At 70.7% G+C, this 19374-nt stretch carries 20 protein-coding genes; 8 read left to right on the top strand and 12 right to left on the bottom strand.

What is annotated here, in order from left to right:
• The first annotated feature begins 19 nt into the window (after nt 1–19).
• Both OHS18_RS37470 and OHS18_RS37475 read left to right on the top strand, forming a co-directional pair.
• Entirely contained in the window at nt 20–1480 is a 1461-nt protein-coding gene (locus OHS18_RS37470) for a serine hydrolase domain-containing protein (RefSeq protein WP_328613948.1), read from the top strand.
• Nucleotides 1447–1863: a PGPGW domain-containing protein gene (locus tag OHS18_RS37475; RefSeq protein ID WP_328444463.1), complete on the top strand. Its 417-nt coding sequence runs from the start codon at nt 1447–1449 to the stop codon at nt 1861–1863. Before OHS18_RS37470 ends, OHS18_RS37475 begins: the two co-directional genes overlap by 34 nt.
• Here the strand turns inward: OHS18_RS37475 and OHS18_RS37480 are convergent.
• Entirely contained in the window at nt 1856–2419 is a 564-nt protein-coding gene (locus tag OHS18_RS37480; RefSeq protein ID WP_328613949.1) for a TetR family transcriptional regulator, read from the bottom strand. The two genes, OHS18_RS37475 and OHS18_RS37480, sit on opposite strands and share 8 nt — an antisense overlap.
• 59 nt (nt 2420–2478) lie before the next feature.
• On the opposite strand from OHS18_RS37480, the gene OHS18_RS37485 reads away from it, so the two are divergent.
• Nucleotides 2479–3150 (top strand): TetR/AcrR family transcriptional regulator, encoded by a 672-nt coding sequence (locus OHS18_RS37485; protein WP_328613950.1) that lies wholly within the window; start codon nt 2479–2481, stop codon nt 3148–3150.
• Between the two features lie 47 nt (nt 3151–3197).
• Here the strand turns inward: OHS18_RS37485 and OHS18_RS37490 are convergent, their stop codons facing one another.
• From OHS18_RS37490 to OHS18_RS37525, 8 genes are all read right to left on the bottom strand, one after another.
• The gene (locus OHS18_RS37490; RefSeq protein WP_328613951.1) at nt 3198–3848 is read right to left on the bottom strand and encodes an epimerase; all 651 of its coding nucleotides are present in this window, start codon (nt 3846–3848) and stop codon (nt 3198–3200) included.
• Between the two features lie 10 nt (nt 3849–3858).
• On the bottom strand, nt 3859–4254 hold the full coding sequence (locus OHS18_RS37495; protein ID WP_328613952.1) for a carboxymuconolactone decarboxylase family protein: 396 nt from the start codon (nt 4252–4254) through the stop codon (nt 3859–3861).
• Between the two features lie 106 nt (nt 4255–4360).
• Nucleotides 4361–6751 (bottom strand): hypothetical protein, encoded by a 2391-nt coding sequence (locus tag OHS18_RS37500; RefSeq protein WP_328613953.1) that lies wholly within the window; start codon nt 6749–6751, stop codon nt 4361–4363.
• Nucleotides 6752–6902: 151 nt separating this feature from the next.
• Nucleotides 6903–9398: a LamG-like jellyroll fold domain-containing protein gene (locus OHS18_RS37505; RefSeq protein WP_328613954.1), complete on the bottom strand. Its 2496-nt coding sequence runs from the start codon at nt 9396–9398 to the stop codon at nt 6903–6905.
• Between the two features lie 31 nt (nt 9399–9429).
• A complete protein-coding gene (locus tag OHS18_RS37510) occupies nt 9430–10404 on the bottom strand; it encodes an ABC transporter permease (protein ID WP_328613955.1) in 975 nt (324 codons plus the stop codon).
• Nucleotides 10401–11363 (bottom strand): ABC transporter permease, encoded by a 963-nt coding sequence (locus OHS18_RS37515; RefSeq protein WP_328444445.1) that lies wholly within the window; start codon nt 11361–11363, stop codon nt 10401–10403. The genes OHS18_RS37510 and OHS18_RS37515 overlap by 4 nt, the downstream gene beginning before the upstream one ends.
• Nucleotides 11356–12912: a sugar ABC transporter ATP-binding protein gene (locus tag OHS18_RS37520; RefSeq protein ID WP_328613956.1), complete on the bottom strand. Its 1557-nt coding sequence runs from the start codon at nt 12910–12912 to the stop codon at nt 11356–11358. The genes OHS18_RS37515 and OHS18_RS37520 overlap by 8 nt, the downstream gene beginning before the upstream one ends.
• Nucleotides 12912–13988: an ABC transporter substrate-binding protein gene (locus OHS18_RS37525; RefSeq protein WP_328613957.1), complete on the bottom strand. Its 1077-nt coding sequence runs from the start codon at nt 13986–13988 to the stop codon at nt 12912–12914. Before OHS18_RS37525 ends, OHS18_RS37520 begins: the two co-directional genes overlap by 1 nt.
• Before the next feature lie 156 nt (nt 13989–14144).
• On the opposite strand from OHS18_RS37525, the gene OHS18_RS37530 reads away from it, so the two are divergent.
• Nucleotides 14145–15149 carry a LacI family DNA-binding transcriptional regulator gene (locus OHS18_RS37530; protein WP_328613958.1) on the top strand — a complete coding sequence of 335 codons (1005 nt, stop codon included), beginning with the start codon at nt 14145–14147 and terminating at the stop codon, nt 15147–15149.
• A 117-nt stretch (nt 15150–15266) separates the two neighbouring features.
• On the opposite strand, the gene OHS18_RS37535 is transcribed toward OHS18_RS37530, so the two are convergent.
• Together OHS18_RS37535 and OHS18_RS37540 are read right to left on the bottom strand one after the other, a co-directional pair.
• Entirely contained in the window at nt 15267–16430 is a 1164-nt protein-coding gene (locus tag OHS18_RS37535) for an AAA family ATPase (protein WP_328444437.1), read from the bottom strand.
• A 104-nt stretch (nt 16431–16534) separates the two neighbouring features.
• Nucleotides 16535–16678, bottom strand: coding sequence for a hypothetical protein (locus tag OHS18_RS37540; RefSeq protein WP_328613959.1), 144 nt, complete (start codon nt 16676–16678; stop codon nt 16535–16537).
• Between the two features lie 35 nt (nt 16679–16713).
• Between OHS18_RS37540 and OHS18_RS37545 the strand changes: the two genes are divergently transcribed.
• The 4 genes from OHS18_RS37545 (at nt 16714) to OHS18_RS37560 (ending at nt 18716) form a co-directional block, all read left to right on the top strand.
• Entirely contained in the window at nt 16714–16866 is a 153-nt protein-coding gene (locus OHS18_RS37545; protein ID WP_328444433.1) for a hypothetical protein, read from the top strand.
• Nucleotides 16866–17816: an acetylxylan esterase gene (locus OHS18_RS37550; RefSeq protein ID WP_328613960.1), complete on the top strand. Its 951-nt coding sequence runs from the start codon at nt 16866–16868 to the stop codon at nt 17814–17816. Before OHS18_RS37545 ends, OHS18_RS37550 begins: the two co-directional genes overlap by 1 nt.
• Before the next feature lie 73 nt (nt 17817–17889).
• Complete coding sequence (locus OHS18_RS37555) at nt 17890–18033, top strand: hypothetical protein (protein ID WP_328613961.1); 144 nt, start codon at nt 17890–17892, stop codon at nt 18031–18033.
• Entirely contained in the window at nt 18030–18716 is a 687-nt protein-coding gene (locus OHS18_RS37560) for a GntR family transcriptional regulator (protein ID WP_328613962.1), read from the top strand. Before OHS18_RS37555 ends, OHS18_RS37560 begins: the two co-directional genes overlap by 4 nt.
• Here OHS18_RS37560 and OHS18_RS37565 read toward each other — a convergent pair.
• Entirely contained in the window at nt 18709–19272 is a 564-nt protein-coding gene (locus OHS18_RS37565; protein ID WP_328613963.1) for a snapalysin family zinc-dependent metalloprotease, read from the bottom strand. The genes OHS18_RS37560 and OHS18_RS37565 overlap by 8 nt on opposite strands.
• Nucleotides 19273–19374: the final 102 nt, after the last annotated feature.

A 19374-nucleotide genomic window follows, 5' to 3' on the forward strand; every position in this document is an offset into this window, starting at 1 on the left:
CGCGGCCTACTTTTGCGCCATGACCAGGCTTTTCGCGCTGCTCGGCGCGTTCTTCTTCCTGCTGGCGACCCCGGCTTCGGCCGCTCCGGCGCGCGACGGCATCGACGAGTACGTCCGCGCCTACCTCGACCACACCGGCCTGCCGGGAGCCGCGGTCGCCGTCACGCACGGCGCCGACGTCGTGCGCGTCGCCGGCTACGGCCACGACGCGGCGGGCGCGCCGATCACCGCGTCGACCCGGCTGCCGATCGCGTCGCTGAGCAAGTCGATGACGGCGTTCGCCGTGCTCCAGCTCGTCGACGCCGGCCGCGTCGGACTCGACGAGCCGGTGACGCGCTACCTGCCGGAGTTCCGCCTCGCCGACCCGCGCGGCGCCCGGATCACCGTGCGGATGCTGCTCGAGCAGACGTCCGGGATGGCCGACTCGGCGTTCCCCGACCTGACGCTGCCGCAGCCGCACACCCTCGCCGACGCCGTCGCCCGGCTGCGGGACGCGGGCCTGGCCGACGAGCCGGGCGCGAAGTTCCACTACCACAACCCGAACTACGAGGTGGCCGCCCGGATCGTCGAGGTCGTCGCCGCTCAGCCGTTCGCCGGGTACCTGCGGACCCGGCTGTTCGCCCCGCTCGGCATGCCGGCCAGTTCCACTGTGGACAGTCCGCCCGCGGACCTCTCGCCCGGCTACGTGCGGGCGTTCGGCTTCGCCGTCCCGGCGGCCGAGCCGGACTGGTTCACCGGCGGCAGCCACGGCGTGCTGAGCACGGCGACCGACCTGACGCGCTGGCTGATCGCGCAGCGGGACGGCGGCGGTGTGCTGTCGCCGGCGTCGGTCGCGCTGGCGCACACCCCGGCGCCCGGGCACGACTACGCGTTCGGCTGGGGCGCCTACCGGCCCGGGCAGCTGTCCCACAACGGTGAGTGGTTCGGCCACACCGCGGCCCAGATCCTGCTGCCCGGCGGCTACGGCGTCACGGTGCTCGCCACCACCGGGCTGTCCCTGGACAACGACGCCGATTCGCTGGCGCAGGGCCTCGCGACGCTGGTCCGGGGCGGGACGCCGGAGCTAGCGCTGCCCGCCGGCGTCGTCGCGGACCGGGTGCTCGCCGGGCTGATCCTGCTGTCGGTGGTGCTGGCCGTGCTGGGCGTCCGCCACGCGCGGCGGTGGGCGGCGCGGCGGACGTCGTGGTGGCGGGCCGGCCTCCGGCTGCTGCCGAGCCTGCTGCCGCCGCTGGTCCTGGTGCTGCTGCCGCAGCTGATGAGCGTCGTGTTCGCCGGGAGGCGGGGCACGTTCGGGCAGCTGCTGTACGTCTGGCCGGGCGTCGTGAGCTGGCTCGCCGCGGCCACGCTCGGCGCGTTGGTGGTGTCCGCGGCGCGGATCCGGGTACTCGCGAGTGGCACGCGGGGGCACAACCGGGAAGAATCGGACGGAACGAGGGGAGTGGCGGAGTGGGCATCGGTAAACAGGCCAAGCGCATCATGATCACGGTGGCGGGGGCGATCCTGCTGGTGGTCGGCGTGCTGCTGCTGGTCCTGCCCGGGCCGGGCCTGCTGCTGGTGCTCGCCGGGCTGCTGCTGCTCGCGTCGGAGTTCCCGAAGCTGGAACGTTACGTCGACCCGGTGCGCGACCGCGCGATGAAGGCGGCCGAGGAGAGCGTCTCGTCACCCCTGCGGATCGCCGGCTCGGTGCTGGCCGGGCTCGCGCTGCTGGCGGCGGGCATCGTCTGGGGCACGGTGAAGTCGCTGCCGTTCAGCGGCTGGAGCACCGGATCGAGCCTGATCCTGTCGTCGGTGATCCTGTTCGCGCTGCTGATCTGGAGCTACCGCCGGGTGAAGTCCCGCCGGGAGGAGAAGGCGGTCAGCTGATCAGCTTGCGGACCGCTTCGGTGACCGTCGCGCGGCGGTAGGCCTCGTCGTCGGGAGCCGTGGCGATCATCTCGACCGTCTGGGCCGACCACATCGCCGCCAGCGTCAGCACCATCATCAGCAGCTGTTCCGGCTCGAAGCGATCCGAGACCGTGCCGGCCTTCTGGGCCGCGCGGATGGCCTCGACCTTGCCCTTGGCCGAGTCCGCGATCGCCTGGATCGTGCGGCCCGTGCCGGCGCGTTCGAGGCGGTACCAGGCGGAGATCCGGGTCACCTCGGGGTAGGCCACGTAGTTGTCGAACAGCCGGCCGGCGTACCCGGGCAGGTCGTCGGCGGTGATCGGCGTCTCGGCGAGGGTGCGCTCGACGATCGTGTCGAAGACCGCGTCGAACAGGTCGTCCTTGCTGCCGAAGTAGGTGTAGACGAGGCCCGCGCTGCACTTCGCGCGGGTCGCGATCCGGTCCATCCGGGCGCCGGCGATGCCGTGCGCGGCGAACTCCGCCAGCGCGGCTTCGAGCAGCTGGCGGCGCTTCGCGGCGGGATCCCGGGTGGCCATGGCCCCGATTCTAGTTGAACGGACGTTCAGTGCGGCCCGGCCGGCGGTAACCTCGGCCCATGAGCGGCGGATTCCAGCGCGCCCGGCGGCCGGAGCAGGTCGAGGCGCGCCGCACGGCGATCCTCGCCGCCGCGCGCGAGCTGCTCGCCGAGCGGCCGGTCGCCGAGATCAGCCTGCGGGAGCTCAGCTGCCGGGTCGGGCTCGCGAAGTCCAACGTCCTGCGCTACTTCGACAGCCGTGAGGCGATCTTCCTCGAAGTCCTGGACGCCACCTGGACGGACTGGCTCACCTCCCTGGAGGAAACCCTCGCCGACGCCGGCGCCGCCGAGCCCGGCTTCGCCCGCGAAGAACGTCTCGCCGGGACGCTCGCGGCGTCGCTGGCCGAGCGTCCGCTGCTGTGCGAGCTGGTCAGCTCGATGGGGTCGGTCCTGGAACGCAACATCTCGCTGGAGTTCGCCCGCGGCTTCAAACGCCGCGCGGCCGCGAACACCGACCGGCTCGGCGAGCTGGTCCGGAAGCGGATCCCGGAGCTGTCGGCCGAGGGCGCGGCGCAGTTCGCCGGGGCGGTGGTCGTCGTGGTGTCGGGGCTGTGGCCCTACGCCAACCCGACCGAAGCCGTCGCGGCGGCCGCCGCCGAGCTGGGCGGCCCGCCGGTGGGAGAGCTGTTCACGACGGCGCTCGCCGAGGGCCTCACGAACCTGCTCGCAGGGCTCGTCGCACGAGGCCGGTGAGGGTCGGTTCCCACGGGCCGGGCTCGTCGCGCGAGGTCGGTGACGGCTCAGTGCGCGCGGGCCGCGGCGGCCGTGATGTCGGAGTTCTCCAGGATCTGCCGCTCGTAGCCGTTCGCGGCGACCTCCAGCATCGCGCGGCCGATGTCCTCGGTGGTCGTCACCACCCGCGGCGCCAGCCGGCGCAGCACCGGGTACAGCGGCGCCCCCACGCGGTAGATCGCGCGGTACAGCGGCGTTTTCGACGTGATCCCGTGCAGCGGCTGGATGTAACCGGGGCGGAAGAAGAACGTCCGCAGCGGCAGTTTGGCGAGGGCGTTCTCGGTCGCGCCCTTGACACGCGCCCAGCGCACCCGGCCGCGTTCGGTGCTGTCGGTGCTCGCGCCCGAGACGTACACGAAAGTGGTGTCCGCGGGCAGCTTTCCGGCAACCGAAAGGGTGAGCTGGTAGGTGATCCGCTCGTACTCCTCGGCCGCCACCCCGACCGACGACAGGCCGAGGCAGAAGAAGCACGTGTCGTACCCGGTGATCGGCTCGAGGGCGAACAGGTCCTCGCGCACCATCGAGGTGAGCTTCGGGTGGCTGTCGCCGACCGGGGCCCGGCCCACGGTCAGCACCGCCTCGACCCGCTCGTCCTGCAGGCACTCCCGCAGCACGCCTTGCCCGACCATGCCGGTCGCGCCGAACAGGATCACCCGCACGAGCCCACCCCTACTCCCCGGCCACCGGCAGCAGCCCGCGCTCACCGAAGACCTTCTTGGCCACGAAGGTCGCGTTCAACGCCTTCGGGAATCCACAGTAGACGGCGGAGTGCAGCAGCGCCTCGACGATCTCGGCCGCCGTCAGCCCGACGTTGAGCGCCGCGTTGACGTGCACCTCCAGCTGCGGCTCGCACCCGCCGAGCGCGGTCAGCATGCCGAGCGTGACGAGCTGCCGATCGCGCGGCGCCAGCCCCGGCCGCGAGTAGATCTCCCCGAACCCCCAGGAGACGACGGCCTCACCCAGCGCGGGCGAGACGTCGGCGAGGTTGTCGATGACGCGCTGCCCGCTCTCGCCGTCGATCTCGGTCAGGGTCTTCAGGCCACGTTCGAAGCGTTCGTCGGTCATGCCGGTTTCCTTTCCCCCAGCGGTCTTGTCGGGATCGACGCTAGGGGCTGGAGCGCGCTCCAGGTCAACCGTGACGGCCACCACGGCGGGTGGCCGTCACGGGTGATCAGATCGTCTTCGACGTGCCGTGCGCCGAAAGACCCGTGTTCACGTAGACGTAGAAGCTGGTCCCGGTCTCCTCCGTGCGGGTGCCCGCGGTGTTCGTGCTCCACAGGCGCAGCTGGAGGTACGAGCCGCTCGGCTGGTCCGCCGGCACGTCGAAGCCGAACGTCGCCGTGCCGTCGGCGCCCGGCGCCACCGTCGTGTCCGGGCCGGAGCCCAGCGCGTAGCCGTACGACGCGAGGTTCGCCTGCACCGGCGTCAGGGTGCACTGGATGTGCTGCCCCGGCGACACCGACCAGCCGGAGGGGTCACAGGAGAACCGCGGTGCCGAGTAGTTGACGTAGAACCAGTAACCGCCCTGCTCGGACACCGTGCCGTCGGCGAACTTCGTGGTCACGAAGATGCCGTTGACGTACGGCACCTTCGGCGCGAAGACGACGCTCGCGGTGCCGTCCGGGCCCGCGGGGACCGTGCCACTCGATCCGTTGCCGAAGTCGTACGAGTAGCTCACCGCGCCCGGGACGGGCGAGGAGAACACGAACGTCCCCGGGACGCCGACGGCGCCGGTCATCTCGCTGTTGTCGGGGTATTCGGCGCTCGTCACCTTCGGTTTGTTCGACGTGACGTCGACGTTCACGCCGCCCCAGCCGGAGTTCTGGCCCGACGCGGTCGTGGTGTAGGCGTTGAACGAGCCCCATGACGACGTCTCCGGCGTGACCGTGACCGTCGCGGTGCCGTCCGCCTCGAGCGGCACGGTGACCGGCTCGTCGTCGTTCCAGCGGTAGGTGAGCGTGACCGACCCGGGCAGGACGGCGTGCGCCCGGAACCGCGCGGGCAGGCTCTGGGTCGGGTTCGCGGTCAGCGACTCGACCTCGGGCTCGCCGGGCTCGCTGACCACCGTCTCGGTGCTCGGCGAGGTCAGGTAGCCGGTGGCGAGCCGGGCCTGCACGGACAGTTGCAGGTAGGGCAGGTTCGGGTCGGTGGGCGTGACCGTCACCGTCGCCGCCCCGTCCGGGCCCGCCGCCACGGTCTGCTCGGGCTGGTTGCCCAGGTGGTAGACGTACCCGGTGACCGGGGTCGCGCCGTACGGCGTGAAGGCGCACGTCCGCTCCACCCCGATGAAGTCGTCGTACGGCGTGCAGCTCACCCCGGGCTGGTTGCTCGCGACCCAGTACCGGTAGTAGCCGGTCGGGGACCGGTTGCCCGCCGCGTCGACGGCGGCGGCGCTGAGGTCTTCCGGCCCGCTCGACTTCGGCGCGAAGCGGACGGTCGCCTTGCCGCCGCGGTGGTCGGCGGCCACGTACCCGCCGTCCCACTGGAAGCCGGTGACGTCCTTGTCACCCTTGGCGTCGAACACGAACGTGCCGGGCACGCCGGTGCCGCCGGTTTCCGGCGGCGCCTGGGTGGCGTAGTCGGGGGACGTGATCACCGGCGCCGTCGCGGGCGGGGTGAAGTCGGTGGCGAACTTGCAGGTCGCGCTCCACGGCCCGGTGGCGCCGCTGTCGTCCTTGCCCCGTGCCTGCCAGGCGTAGGTGACGCCTTCGGTGATGCGGGAGTCCACGTCGGTCCAGACGTTGTTGCCCACCGAGGAGCTGATGCTGGGCACGATCGTGCGCTGGTCCGGGTGGTCGACGGGCCAGAGGGCGAACTCCCCGGCCGTGTACGTGTCGTCCGCGTCGGGCACCGTGGCACTCAGGTGGGCCTGCCGGGCGACGGTCCGGGTCTGCGTCGTGCACGGCTGGTAGTTGAGGGTCAGCCCGGTCGGTTTGCCCGGCGGCTTGTCGTAGGTGAAGAAGAGGGTCGCCTTCGGGTCGTACTCACGACCGGACTTCGGGTCGTTCTGCTGGCTCTCGGGCAGCCGCAGGACGAAGGTCGCCGTGGTGCGGCCGGCGTCGAGCGCGGCCTGGATCGCCGCGGTGGCCGTCCAGGTCAGCTCGGCCGAGGGGCACGAGGAGTCCAGGTACGGGCCGTTGACCTTGAGCAGCTCGGCCGGCTGGTTGTTCCACGTCGGCTTCTTCGCCGGGTCGGTCAGCCAGAGTTCCGTCGAGCGCGGGGTGGCGCAGTCGGTGACGGCGGTTTCGCCCGCGCTGATGTAGGCGCTCTGGAACTGGTTGCCCTTCAAGGCGGCGAGGTCGAAGGTGACGTACGACTTGGACACGTGGTTCGTGCCGCCGGCGTAGGTGTGCGCGCCGACGGGCGCGGTCCCGGGCGGGTTGACGTAGCTCGCCTTCGGCGTGGCCGAGTCGATGTAGGCCCACGATGCGGCCGCGATCTCGGTGCTCGACGTGGCCGAGGCCGGCGTCGCGGTGAGCACCGCCGTGCCGGCCGCGACCACCGCCGTGACGAGTGTGAGGACGCCCGCTCTCGCGGGCCGGAACGATCTTCGAGAGCCCAACCGGCTCACCCCCTGCGTACCGGAGGCCGTGGAGTACGGCCGTACCGTTACCGCACACGCGCGAAGGGTGGAACCGGTTGTCCCGGAAACCGTCCGGAAACGGCTCGGGGCGGCCGAATTTCTTCGACCGCCCCGAGTTCCGGTTGGTGGGTTACTTACCGCTCGAATACAACGCGCTCACGTCCGCGTCGGACAGTGCCCGGTCGTAGACGTGCACCTGGTCGACCGCGCCGTTCAGGTAGTCGACCGGGCCGCCGCCGTACTTGCCGCGGCCGATCACCGTGTGGCCCGTGGACGCGTCGCCGAGGCAGACGCTCTTCGTGGCCGCCAGCTGGCCGTCCACGTAGAGCTTCAGCGTGCCCGACGCCGCGTCGCGGACGCCGACGACGTGGTACCAGCGGTTCGCTTCCGGCGCGGTGGGCGCCAGCGCCCGCGTGCCGACGAAGCTCATCGCCAGCCGGTGGTCCGCGCCCGAGTACTGCAGGAAGAACGCGCTGGTGCTGTCGCCGTCCTGGCTGACCACCGTCTGGAAGCCGTCACCCACGGCGTTGAACTTGACCCACGCCGCCGCGCTGTAGCTGCCTTCGGTGTTCACCAGCGACGCGCCCGTGTCGGCGTACTGGCCCGACCCGTTCACCGCCAGCGCCGAGCCGCTCTTGCCCTCGGTCCAGGACGCGCCGCCGACGAGCGTCGCGTCGTGGTCGCCGACCGCGTCCGCGGCCACCGTGCCGGTGTTTTCGTCGAACGGGTAGGCGGCGATGCCGTCGATCCCCGGCGTGCCCGCCGGCACCGAAGGCCCGGACACCGGCTTGCCGGTGGCGCCCTTGATGACCGCCTCGTTCGCCGCGCGGACCGCCGCGAAGTCCATCTTCTTCACCTGCCGGTCGTAGGTGAAGAAGCCGTTGACCTCCTTCTCGACGTCGGTGGTCTGCGTGTAGACCCCGGCCGAGACGCCGCACCGCTGGGCGACCAGCAGCAGGCGCTGCTGGAGCTCGCCGTAGCGCCGGGTCAGCGTCGCGCTGTCGGGCTCCATCTCGTAGGCGAAGCTGCCGGCCGGGTCGAACTCGTGCCCGGCGACCTTGAGGCCCAGCCCGCCGTACTCACCGTCGACCGCGGCGCGAGTGCCGGTCTGCACCGGCGTTCCCGGCCCGGTGTAGGTGTGGTCGTCGTAGATGTCGCCCTTGCCACTGTCCGGTTCGGACCGGCAGCAGTTGACGCCGGATTCGGCGTTGACGAGCCGCGAGGAGTCCCACGACTTGACCTCGTCGGCGATCCGGCCGACCTCGTAGTCGCCCCAGCCCTCGTTGAACGGCACCCACGTGACGATCGACGGGAAGCTACGGTGCTGGTCGATCATCCGCCGCATCTCGGACTCGTAGTTGACGCGTGAGGCGGTGCTCGGCTCGACGTCGTCCTTCATCGCCGGCATGTCCTGCCACACCAGCAACCCGAGCTTGTCGGCGTAGTAGTACCAGCGGTCCGGCTCGACCTTGATGTGCTTGCGCACCATGTTGAAGCCGAGCGCCTTTTCCTGCTGCAGGTCGAACTTCAGGGCCGCGTCGGTCGGCGCGGTGTAGATGCCGTCCGGCCAGAAACCCTGGTCCAGCGGGCCGACCTGCATGACGAACTTGCCGTTGAGCAGCATCCGCTGCTTGCCGTCGGCGGTCTTGCCGACGCTCACCGACCGGATGCCGAAGTAGGAGCCCACTTCGTCCCCTGTGGACAGCTTCACGCGCAGGTCGTAGAGGAACGGGTCGTCCGGCGTCCACAGGTGCGGCCGGTCCACCTTGAGCTTCAACGGCTTGTTCGCGTCACCGGTGACGCGCCCGACCGGGCGGCCGTGGTCGTAGGCGATCGCTTCGACGCGCTGCTTGACCGGCCCGCCGACCACGGCGTTCACCGTGACCGTCCCGGACGCGGCGTCCGGGGTGGTGTCGAGGCGGTCGATGTGCGCCGAGGCGACCGGCTCCATCCAGACGGTCTGCCAGATGCCGGACGACGGCGTGTAGAAGATGCCGTCGCCGGGCTGGCGCTGCTTGCCGATCGGCTGCCCGCCCTGGTCGTTCGGGTCGGCGACGCCGACGACGATCTCCTGGGTCTTGGCCGTGGTCAGCGCGTCGGTGACGTCGACGGCGAACGAGTCGTAGCCGCCGGTGTGGCGGGTGACGGTCTTGCCGTTGACGATCACCGTGGCGTCGTAGTCGACGGCCTGGAAGTGCAGCTGCAGCCGCTGCCCCTTGCCGACCTGCCAGTTCTTCGGCACCTCGAAGGTGCGGCGGTACCACATGTTCGTCTCGTGGCGCATGATCCCGGACAGCGCGGACTCGACCGGGTACGGCACGAGGATCCGCTCGCCGAGCGTCTTCCCGACCGGCGCGGCCTCACCGGGCGTCGCCTTCGCGAACTCCCAGACGCCGTTGAGGTTCTGCCACTTGTCGCGGGTCAGCTGCGGCCGCGGGTAGTCGGGGAGGGCGTTGGTGGGCGAGACGTCCTTGGTCCACGGCGTGGACAGCGGCGGCGTCAGGCGCTGCCACTGGGGGGCGGCCGCGGCGCTCGCCGCGGGTGCGGTGCCGAGACCGGCGACCGCGACGGCGAACGCGGCGGTGGCGGTGAGCCACCGGCGGGTTCTGCGGGCAGGACGAAACATCGTTGAGACCTCCTGGTGCGGGGAAAGGAGCTCAGCGGGTTCGGGACCGCGCCAGCAGACGCTGGATCACCACGACGATGAGCAGGAAGGCCCCGCTCACCACCGTCTGGTAGTTGGAGTCGAGCGTGCCGACCTGGTTGATGACGTTCTGGATCAGCACCCGCAGCAGCACACCGACGAGCGTGCCGACGATCGTCCCGGCGCCGCCGGTGAGCAGCGTGCCGCCGATGACGACGACCGAGATCGCGTCCAGCTCGGTGCCGACGCCGATCACCGTGACGCCGGACTGCAGGTACGCGGCGGTGAGGATGCCGGCGAAACCGGCGAGCGCGCCGCTCAGCGTGTAGAGCGCGATCTTCGTGCGGACCACCGGCAGGCCCATCAGCAGCGCCGACTGCTCGGCCCCGCCGATGGCGAACACCGACTGGCCGAACCCGGTGCGCCGCAACAGGACGCCGCCGAGCGCGAACAGGACGAGCGTCAGGTACACCGGCACGCCGATGCCGAAGATCGTGCCCTGCCCGAGCCAGAGGATCGCCGAGCCGGACTCGATCTTGAACGTCGTCGCGCCTTCGGAGGTGATGGCGAGCAGCAGGCCGCGGGCGAACAGCAGCGTCGCCAGCGTCACGATGAACGGCGCCATCCCGGTGCGGGCGATGAGCAGGCCGTTGATCAGCCCGATCGCCGAACACACCACCAGCGGCAGCAGGATCGCCACGAAGAAGCCGTACTGCGCGCCGTACGCGGCGAGCACGCCGCCGAGCGCGTAGTTCGAGCCGACCGACAGGTCGATGCCGCCGGAGATGATCACGAACGTCATGCCGAGCGCGATCACCGCGAGGAACGATCCCTGCAGCGCGAGGTCGCGCAGGTTGTCCGCGGAGCCGAAGCGCGGGAAGGCGAACCACGCGACGATGAGGCCGAGGACCAGCACGACGGCCGCGCCTTGGCGCTGCAGGACCCCGGCGAACGCCGCGTTGCGCGCGGGGGTCTGGGTCGCGGTCATTTGCGGCTCCGCTCACGAGCGACGTACACGGCGACGACGATGATGGCCGCCTGGGCCATCTGCGCGGTCGAGTCCGGCAGGTTGTGCTTGATCAGGGTGGCGTGCACCAGCTGCATCAGCAGCGCGCCGAACACCGTGCCGAGCACGCGGACCCGGCCGCCGGTCAGCGGCGTGCCGCCGACGACGACCGCGGTGATCGCGGACAGCTCCATCAGCAGGCCCAGGTCGTTCGGGTCGCTGGCGCCCAGCCTCGACGTCGCGAGCACGCCGGCCACCGCGGCCAGCGCCCCGGAGATCACGTAGACGCCGACGAGCACGCGCTTCACGGGCAGCCCGGCCAGCGAACTGGCCGTCCGGTTGCCGCCGACGGCGACCAGCTGGCGGCCGAACGTCGTGCGCTGCACCAGCAGCCCGGCCAGCACCGCGAGCACCCCCGCGACGATGACCATGACCGGCACGCCGAGGACGTCACCCGTGCCCAGCGCCAGGAAGTCCTCGTTGCGCAGCTGGACGAGCTGGCCGTGCGCGATCACGAGCGCGAGCCCGCGGCCGCCGACGAGCAGAGCGAGGGTCGCGATGATCGGCTGGATCCCCAGGTAGGCCACGAGATAGCCGCTGAAGAGGCCGGACAGGATGCCCGCGATCACCGCGACGATGACCGCCATCATGGGCCCGGCGCCGAGGTAGAGCGGGATGAGCGCGGCGGCGATCGACATCACCGAGCCGACCGACAGGTCGATGCCCTCGGTGCCGATCACCAGCGCCATGCCGAGCGCGACGATGCAGACCGGCGCGGCCTGCACCAGCTGCGTCCGGAAGTTGGCCGCGGACAGGAAGTTCTCGGTGAAGAAGACGTTGAACAGCAGCAGCACGACGACGGCCAGGTAGACGCCGTAGTTCTGCAGCCACGCGGTGACCTTCGCCCGGTCCGGCGCTCTGGTCAGGGTGGCACTAGACATCGTTGTCACCTTCCGCTGCGATCGCGGCCAGGACGTTTTCCTCGGTGATGCCCTCACCGGTCAGCTCCCCGACGACCGAGCCGTCGCGGAGCACGACGACGCGGTCCGAGCCGTCGATCAGCTCCTCCAGCTCGGACGAGATGAGCAGCACGCCGAGGCCTTCCTGCGCGAGCTCGTCGATCAGCGCCTGGACCTCGGCCTTGGCGCCGACGTCGATACCGCGCGTCGGCTCGTCGAGCAGCAGGATCTTCGGGCCGGTGGCGAGCCAGCGGGCGAGCAGCACCTTCTGCTGGTTGCCGCCGGACAGCTCGGACACCTTCTGCTCGGGGCTCGCGGCCTTGATCCGCAGGCGTTCCATGAAGATCTTCACGACCTTGTCCTGCTTGGCCTTGCTGACCAGGCCGAACGGCGAGAGCGTCGGAAGCGCGGCGAGCACGATGTTCTCGCGGACGGACAGGTTCGGGATGATCCCGTCGGTCTTGCGGTCCTCGGCCAGCAACGCGATCCCGGCGCGCATGGCTGCGGCGACCTTGCCCTTCTTGAGCGGTTTCCCGGCGAGCAGCACGGATCCGCCGTCGAGCGGGAACGCGCCGACGATGGCCCGCGCGGTCTCGCTGCGGCCGGAGCCGAGCAGCCCGGCCAGGCCGACGACCTCACCGGGCCGGATGCTGACCGAGACGTCGTGCAGCCGGCGCATGCCGGACAGGTGCTCCGCCTTGAGCAGCGGTTCGCGTTCGACGTCGTGTTCCTCGCCGAACGCCGTGACGCCCTCTTCGCGGATCTGGCGGATCTCGCGCCCGAGCATCAGGGACACCAGCTCGATGCGCGGGAGCTTGGCCAGCGGTCCACTGTGGACGACCCGGCCGTCGCGCAGCACGGTGACGCTGTCGCAGACCCGGTACAGCTCGTCCATCCGGTGACTGACGTAGACGATCGCGATGCCTTCGGCGTGCAACCGGTTCAGCACCTCGAAGAGCGTCTCGACCTCACGCGGTTCGAGCGACGACGTCGGTTCGTCCATGATGACGACCTTCGCCTCGGTCGAGACCGCGCGGGCGAGGGCGACCATCTGCTGCGCGCCGACACCGAGGGTGTGCAGCGGGCGTTTGACGTCGTCGTGGATGCCGTAGCCCTTGAGCAGCTCACGGGCGTCGGCGTACATCTTGGACCAGTCGACGAGTCCCGCTTTGGTGCGCGGCTCGCGGCCGAGGAAGACGTTGCTGGCGATGCTCATCAGCGGGACGAGGTTGACCTCCTGGTAGATCGTGGAGATCCCGGCCCGCTGCGCCTCGATCGGCCGCTTGAACGTCACCGGCTCGCCGAGGTGGCGGACCTCGCCCTCGTCGGGCTGGTAGACGCCGGTGAGCACCTTGATCAGCGTCGACTTGCCGGCGCCGTTCTCCCCGACGAGGGCGTGCACCTCGCCGGGGGCGAGCCGGAAGCTGACGTCGTCGAGCGCGAGGGTGCCGGGGAACCGTTTGGTCACCCCGGCCACCTCGAGCACCGGTGCGGTCGTCATCGCGACGTCCTCTTCGGTGGCTGCGGTCATCAGTACGCGTTCCCGACCTTCTGCGCCGCGTTGGACTCGTCGTACTGGTCGTCGGTGATCACGATGCTCGGCGCGATCGGCTGGCCGTCGGCGAACTTCTGCAGCGTGTCGAAGGCGAGCTGGCCGAAGCGGGGGTTGGACTCGATGACGGCGTTGTAGCTGCCGTCGGCGATCAGCTGCACGGCGTTGCGCGTGCCGTCGACCGAGACGACCTTGACGTCCTTGCCCGGCGCCTTGCCCGCGGTCTTCAGCGCGTTGACCGCGCCGATGCCCATCTCGTCGTTCTCGGCGTAGACGGCGGTGAGGTCCGGGTGGCTCTGGATGAGCTGCTCCATCACGGCCTGGCCCTTGGACCGGTCGAACTCGCCGGTCTGCTCGGCGACCACGGACAGGCCGGGCGTCTTGGCCAGCTCGTCCTTGAAGCCCGAGGTGCGGTCGGTCGTCACGTTGTTGCCGGACGCGCCGAGCAGGATCGCAACCTTCCCGTTACCGCCGGTCGCCTTCACCATCGCGTCGGCCGCGCGCTTGCCCTGCTCGACGAAGTTGGAGCCGATGAAGGTCAGGTAGTCGGTGCACGGCGCCGAGGTCACCTTGCGGTCGACGGTGACGACCGGGACCTTCTTGGCCTTCGCGGCGTCGAGCGCCGGCTGGAGGCCGTCGGAGTTCAGCGGCGCGACGATCAGCAGCTGCGCGCCCCGGTCGAGCAGCGACTTGATGTCGCTGATCTGCCGGTTGAGGTCGCTCTGGGCGTTGGTGACGAGCAGCTTGTCGGTGGGGATGCCGAGCTTCGCGGCCTGGTCGCGAATGGACTGCGTCTCGGCGATCCGGAAGGGGTTGGCCTCCTTTTCGGACTGCGAGAAGCCGATCACCGCGGTCTTCGGGTCGATCTTGGGGTAGCCGGTCTTCGCCAGCGTGCAGCCGTCGGCGGACGGTGCCGCGGAGGACGCGGAAGCGGCCGGTCCGCCGCCGCTCGACGGCGCGGCCGGCGTCTCCTCCCGGGCGGTGCAGGAGGTGAGGGTGAGCGCGGCGGCGGCCGCGGTGACCAGGACCAGACGGGGACGGGTGGACAGCGGCACAGCGACTCCTCGGGCAGCGACGGTGGTGGCCCGCTCACCGGGGTGATCGGAGTCACCGCGGGAGCCTTGAGGTACTTTTTACATCGTTGGAACAACGTTGTAAACCGGCAAATTGTCGCTACACTTCGACCTCACGCTGAGGTGAAGGGATCGCCCGTGACCGTGACGCTCAAGGACGTCGCCACGCTTGCCGGAGTATCGGTGAAGACGGTGTCGAACGTCGTGAACGGCTATGCCTTCGTCAAGCCGGAAAACCGCCGCCGCGTCGAAGAAGCGCTGGCCGCGACCGGTTACCGCCCGAACGTCGGCGCCCGCAACCTCCGCCGCGGCCGCACCGGGTTCCTGGCGCTGATGGTGCCGGAGCTGTCGATCCCGTACTTCGGCGAACTGGCCGGCCTGGTCATCACCGCGGCCCAGAAACGCGGCTGGAGTGTCTTGATCGAACAGACCCAGGGCACCCGGGAGCGCGAGCGCAAGACGCTGTCGTCCCTGGGCCCGCACCTGGTCGACGGCGCGCTGGTGCACCCGGAAGCGTTGCAGGCGGAGGACTTCCCGGCCGAACCGGGCGGAATCCCGCTGGTGATGCTGGGCGAGCACGCGGTCGACGTTCCCATCGATCATGTAGCCATCGACAACGTCCTGGCCGCGCATGTGGCGGTGTCCCACCTGGCCTCGCTGGGCCGCCGCCGGATCGCGGCGATCGGCTTGAACCCGGCGCGCGGGACGTCGTCCCAGCGCCTGGCGGGCTACCGGTCGGCGCTGGCCGAGGCGGGACTGTCCTATTCGGACACGCTGGTCGCGCCCGCCGAGAAGTGGCACCGGGGTTACGGCGCGGCGGCGATGAAGTCGTTGCTGGCGTCGCCGTCCCGGCCCGATGCGGTCTTCTGTTTCAACGACCTGCTGGCGATCGGCGCGCTGCGAGCGGTGGCCGAACTGGGGCTCAGGGTCCCGGAAGACGTCGCGATCGTGGGGTTCGACAACAACGAAGAGAGCGCGTTCTCCCTGCCGGCGCTGACGACGATCGCCCCGGACAAGACGGCCTTGGCGGAGGCGGCGATCGACCTGGTGCACCGGCGGATCACGGGGGAGAAGTCGGCGCCGCCGCAGGACGTCCAGACGCCGTTCGCGCTGGAGATCCGCGAAAGCACCAAGGGCCGCTGAGCACTCGCGTACCCAGCCGGACGACACGACCAGCGAACCGAGTGGCTGCCGTGTCGTCCCGCTGGGTACGCGAGTCGTCCATCCAGGTACGCGTGTCGTCCGGCTGGGTACGTCAGCTCAGCGGGTGGGCCAGTGCCATGACGGGCGGTCCAGCCTTCCTTGGCCCACCAGCTTGGTCTCGCCGTACTCCTTCTCCAGCTCCACCTCGCCCACCTCCGCGATCTCCGACAGGGCCCTGATCAGCGGCTGGGCGTGTGAGACCACCACCACCTGGGTCTCCTTCGCCGCGACGGCGATCAGCGATGCCAACGCCGGCAGGAGATCCGGGTGCAGGCTGGTCTCCGGCTCGTTCAGCACCAGCAGTTCCGGCGGCCGTGGTGTCAGCAAGGCCGCCACCCACAGGATGAACCGCAGCGTGCCGTCCGACAGCTCCGCCGCCTCCAGGGGACGCAGCAGGCCGTGCTGGTGGAAGCGGACCGTGAACCGGCTTTCCGGCGCCACCACCTCCAAGCGCGAACCGGGAAAGGCCTGGTCGACGATCGAAGCCAGCTCCTGCGCCCGGCCGATTTCGATGATCGTGCGCAAGGCCGCCGCCAGGTCGGCGCCGTCGTGGGAGAGCACCGGGGTCCGGGTGCCGATGCGGGACTGACGCGCCGGCGCCGACGCGTCCGTGCGGAAGTGGTCGTAGAACCGCCACGACCGGATGCGTTCCCGCAGTACCAGCAGTTCCGGGCACGCGCGCGGGTCGGCGAACTCGCTCAGCATGCTGTCCGTCAGCCGGATCTCGAACCGGTCGGCGCCCCACCCGCCCGACTCGACGCGCGTGCGGACCGCCGGGCCCGAGCGGTCGGCCAGCAGCGCCGACGGGCGCAGGACCGGGCCCGACCACACCGCCTCGCGCTTGAACTCCGGGTCCAGGTTGAACATCGTGTCCAGGGGTTGCGGCAGGCCCAGGTCCAGGGCGTAGCCGTACTCGTCACCCGCGAACCCCAGGCGCAGCCCGACCGCCTTCGTCCGCACCGTGCCCTGGACCGGCGTGCGCCCCTCCCGCACCGACCGCCCGATCGTCTCCGGGCCGGCCCACAACGTCGACGGCAGCCCGCCTTCGCCGGCCAGTGCCGCCACCGCGCCGTTGCGCGACGCGTCCGCCAGCAGCCGCAGCGCCCGGTACAGGCTCGACTTGCCGCTGCCGTTCGGCCCGGTGACGACGGTCAGCCCGGACAGCGGCAGCACCAGGTCGCGCAGGGAGCGGTAGTTCTCGACGGCGAGCGTGGTCAACATGCCCCGAACCTAACCGCCACCCCCGACAGTCCTCGATTCGTCCGATCTCTGTCCGCCGTGGTCCTCCGATGTCTGACGTAGTTCCACCGACCTCGAAGGAGCGGTCAACGATGCTCGCGGGCCTGCTCACGGCGGCAGCGGCACCCGAGGCCGACGCGCTCGGCGTCCATGATCCGCTGTGCGCCGAGATCGCCCTCGCGTTGCCGCGCCTGCGTCCGCTCGCCGTCACCGACGGGGACCCGGCCCACCGGCACATGTCGCAGATGGTGGCGGTGGGCTCGCGGTGGACCTCGAATGGCGCGAAGGTGAGCTGGCCTACGCCGTGCTGCGGCGGCTGTCCGGCGACCCGGCCGACGTGGTGCGCGTGCGCTACCGCGGCCGGGAGACCGAGCTGCGGCTGCGGGCCGGCGAATCGACCGTCCTGAAAGGACTTTGATGCTCACCGACCTCGGTCTCGCCGCGTTGCAGGAGTACCGCAGCGACTACGCCGCCCCCGCCGACTTCGACGAGTTCTGGACGTCGACCCTCGACGACGCCCGCGACCACGACCTGGCCCTGCAAGTCACGCCGGTCGAGACGCCGTTGCGGACCCTCGACGTCTTCGACGTGACGTTCGCCGGATTCGGCGGGCATCCGGTCCGCGCCTGGCTGCGGCTGCCGCGAGGCGTCGAGGGCCCGCGGCCCGCGATCATCCAGTTCCACGGGTACGGCGGCAGCCGGGGGAGCGCGCTGCAGGAGCTGACCTGGGCGTCCGCCGGGTACGCGCACCTGCAGATCGACGTCCGCGGCCAGGGCGGCGTGACACCCGACCCGGTCGGCAGCGGCCCCGCGTACCCCGGCCACCTCACGCGCGGCATCGAGAGCCGCGAAAGCTACGTCTACCGGCGGATCTTCACCGACGCGGCCCGCGCGGTGGACGCCGTGCGCGCGCTCGACGTCGTCGATCCGGCGCGGGTCGCGGTGCTGGGCAACAGCCAGGGCGGCGGCATCGCGCTGGCCACGGCGGCCCTGGTCCCGGACGTCGCCGCGCTGCACGCCCAGGCGCCGTTCCTCTGCGACTTCCGCCGGGCCAGCCTGATCGCGGGAGAGCGGCCCTACCTCGAACTGACGCGGTACCTCGCCGACAAGCGCGACGCCGTGGCGAGGACGTTCGAGGTGCTGTCCTACTTCGACGGTGTCGGCTTCGCGGCCCGCGCGACCGCGCCCGCGTGGTTCTCCGCCGGGCTGATGGACGGCATCGTGCCGCCGTCCACGGTCTTCGGCGCCTACCACGCCTACAAGGGCCCGAAGCAGATCGGCGTCTGGGAATACAACGGCCACGACGCCGGCGGCGCGGACGACGTCCAGGCGGTACTCGAAGGGTTCCGGCCGATCCTGCGGCCATGACCAATTCGGAGTGACAACATGAGACCGCCTGCGGTGGCGGCTCGGCGAGCGGCAACGGGAATACCGTCAACTGGTGGACCTGGGACGACAAGCAACCGGGGCTGCGCTGCAGGACGCGGAACGGCCGCTGTTCGAGGCGTACTTCGCGCACCAGCGCGACGACGACGTCTTCGCCGAGATGGCGCAGAAGAGCAGCCAGATCCGGGCGCGCGGGTGAACATCGACGAGATCGCCCGCAAGCTCGGCGTCTCCGGCACGCCGGTGCGCGAAGCACTGGCGCGGCTGGAGTCCGAGGAGCTGGTCAGCCGGCTGCCGTTGCGCGGTTACCGCGTCACGGAGTTGCTGAACCGCACGGAAGTCGACGACATGTACGCGCTGCGGCTGCTGCTGGAGCCGCCGTCCGCGGCCCTGGCGGCGGCGTCGATGTCGGACTCGCGGGTCAGCGCTCTGGAAGCCGAGCTGGCGACGTGCCCGGCGGTGCCGGTCGACGATGCGTACAGCGACTACAAGGCGCTGACCGCGCACGACGCCCGGCTGCACGAGCTGATCCTGCGCCTGGCCGGCAACGTCGCGGTCGAGCAGGCGTTCCGCCCGCACCCACTGCCACCTGCACTTCTTCCGGCTGAACTACAACCAGCCGTTCGGCGAACAGACGTTCGCGGAGCACCGCACGATCGTCGACGCCTTGGTCGCGGGCAGCGCGTCCGCCGCCCGCAAAGCGATGACAGCCCACCTGGAAGTAGCCCGGGACCGCCTGGTTTCCCGCCTCTGAGAGCCGTGTCGACCCTTCAACCACGCGTGATGACTCCTCGATCACGCGTGCCGACCCTTCCGTCACGTGCGAAGGCCGCACCGGTTGCCCGGTGCGGCCTCCCCCGACGTCAAACCTGGGTCACTTGACCGGCATCGTCACTTCGTAGATGCGGGTCGGCGTGGCGGCAGCCGCGCGGAAACCACTGGCCCACAGGGATTCCACCTGAGCGGACTCGTCCGAGTTCGGGTTCGCGTTGGTGCACGACGGGCCGGGGCCACCACCCGACATCAGCTCGGAGCACGGGCCTTCGTAGTGGTCCGGCAGACCCAGCGCGTGGCCGGTCTCGTGGGCCGTGATGCGGGTCTGGTTGTACTGCTCAGCCTGCGTGTAGTCGATGAAGATCGTGCCGCTGCCGTGACCGTCGGTCTGGGCGTAGGAGCCCTGCGGGTCGTTGCCTTCGGTGTAGTGCAGCGTGGCGCCCGAGGAGCTTTCTTCGAGCTTGACGTTCGACACCGCCGCGTTCCAGTTCGCCGCGCCGGCGTTGATCTGGGCGCGGAAGGTGGGGGCGTCCGAGGTGTCGTAGTAGACGACCGTGGCCGCTTCGGCCTGGGCCGGGGCCGCGAAGGCCGGCGCGGCGGTCATCGGGGTGGCGATCATCGCCAGTGCGACAGCGGCTCCGGGCAGCAGGTACTTCCTGGACATCGGGACGGCTCCTCGCGGTAGGGGCAGCTGTGGGGAATTTGCCGGGTTTGCGTGTGCTGTGGTCCGAATTTACGGATCCGGCCGTCGCTTGTGACCCGACTT

Origin of the sequence: Amycolatopsis sp. NBC_00355, assembly GCF_036104975.1 — a bacterium.
Classification (GTDB): Bacteria; Actinomycetota; Actinomycetes; order Mycobacteriales; family Pseudonocardiaceae; genus Amycolatopsis.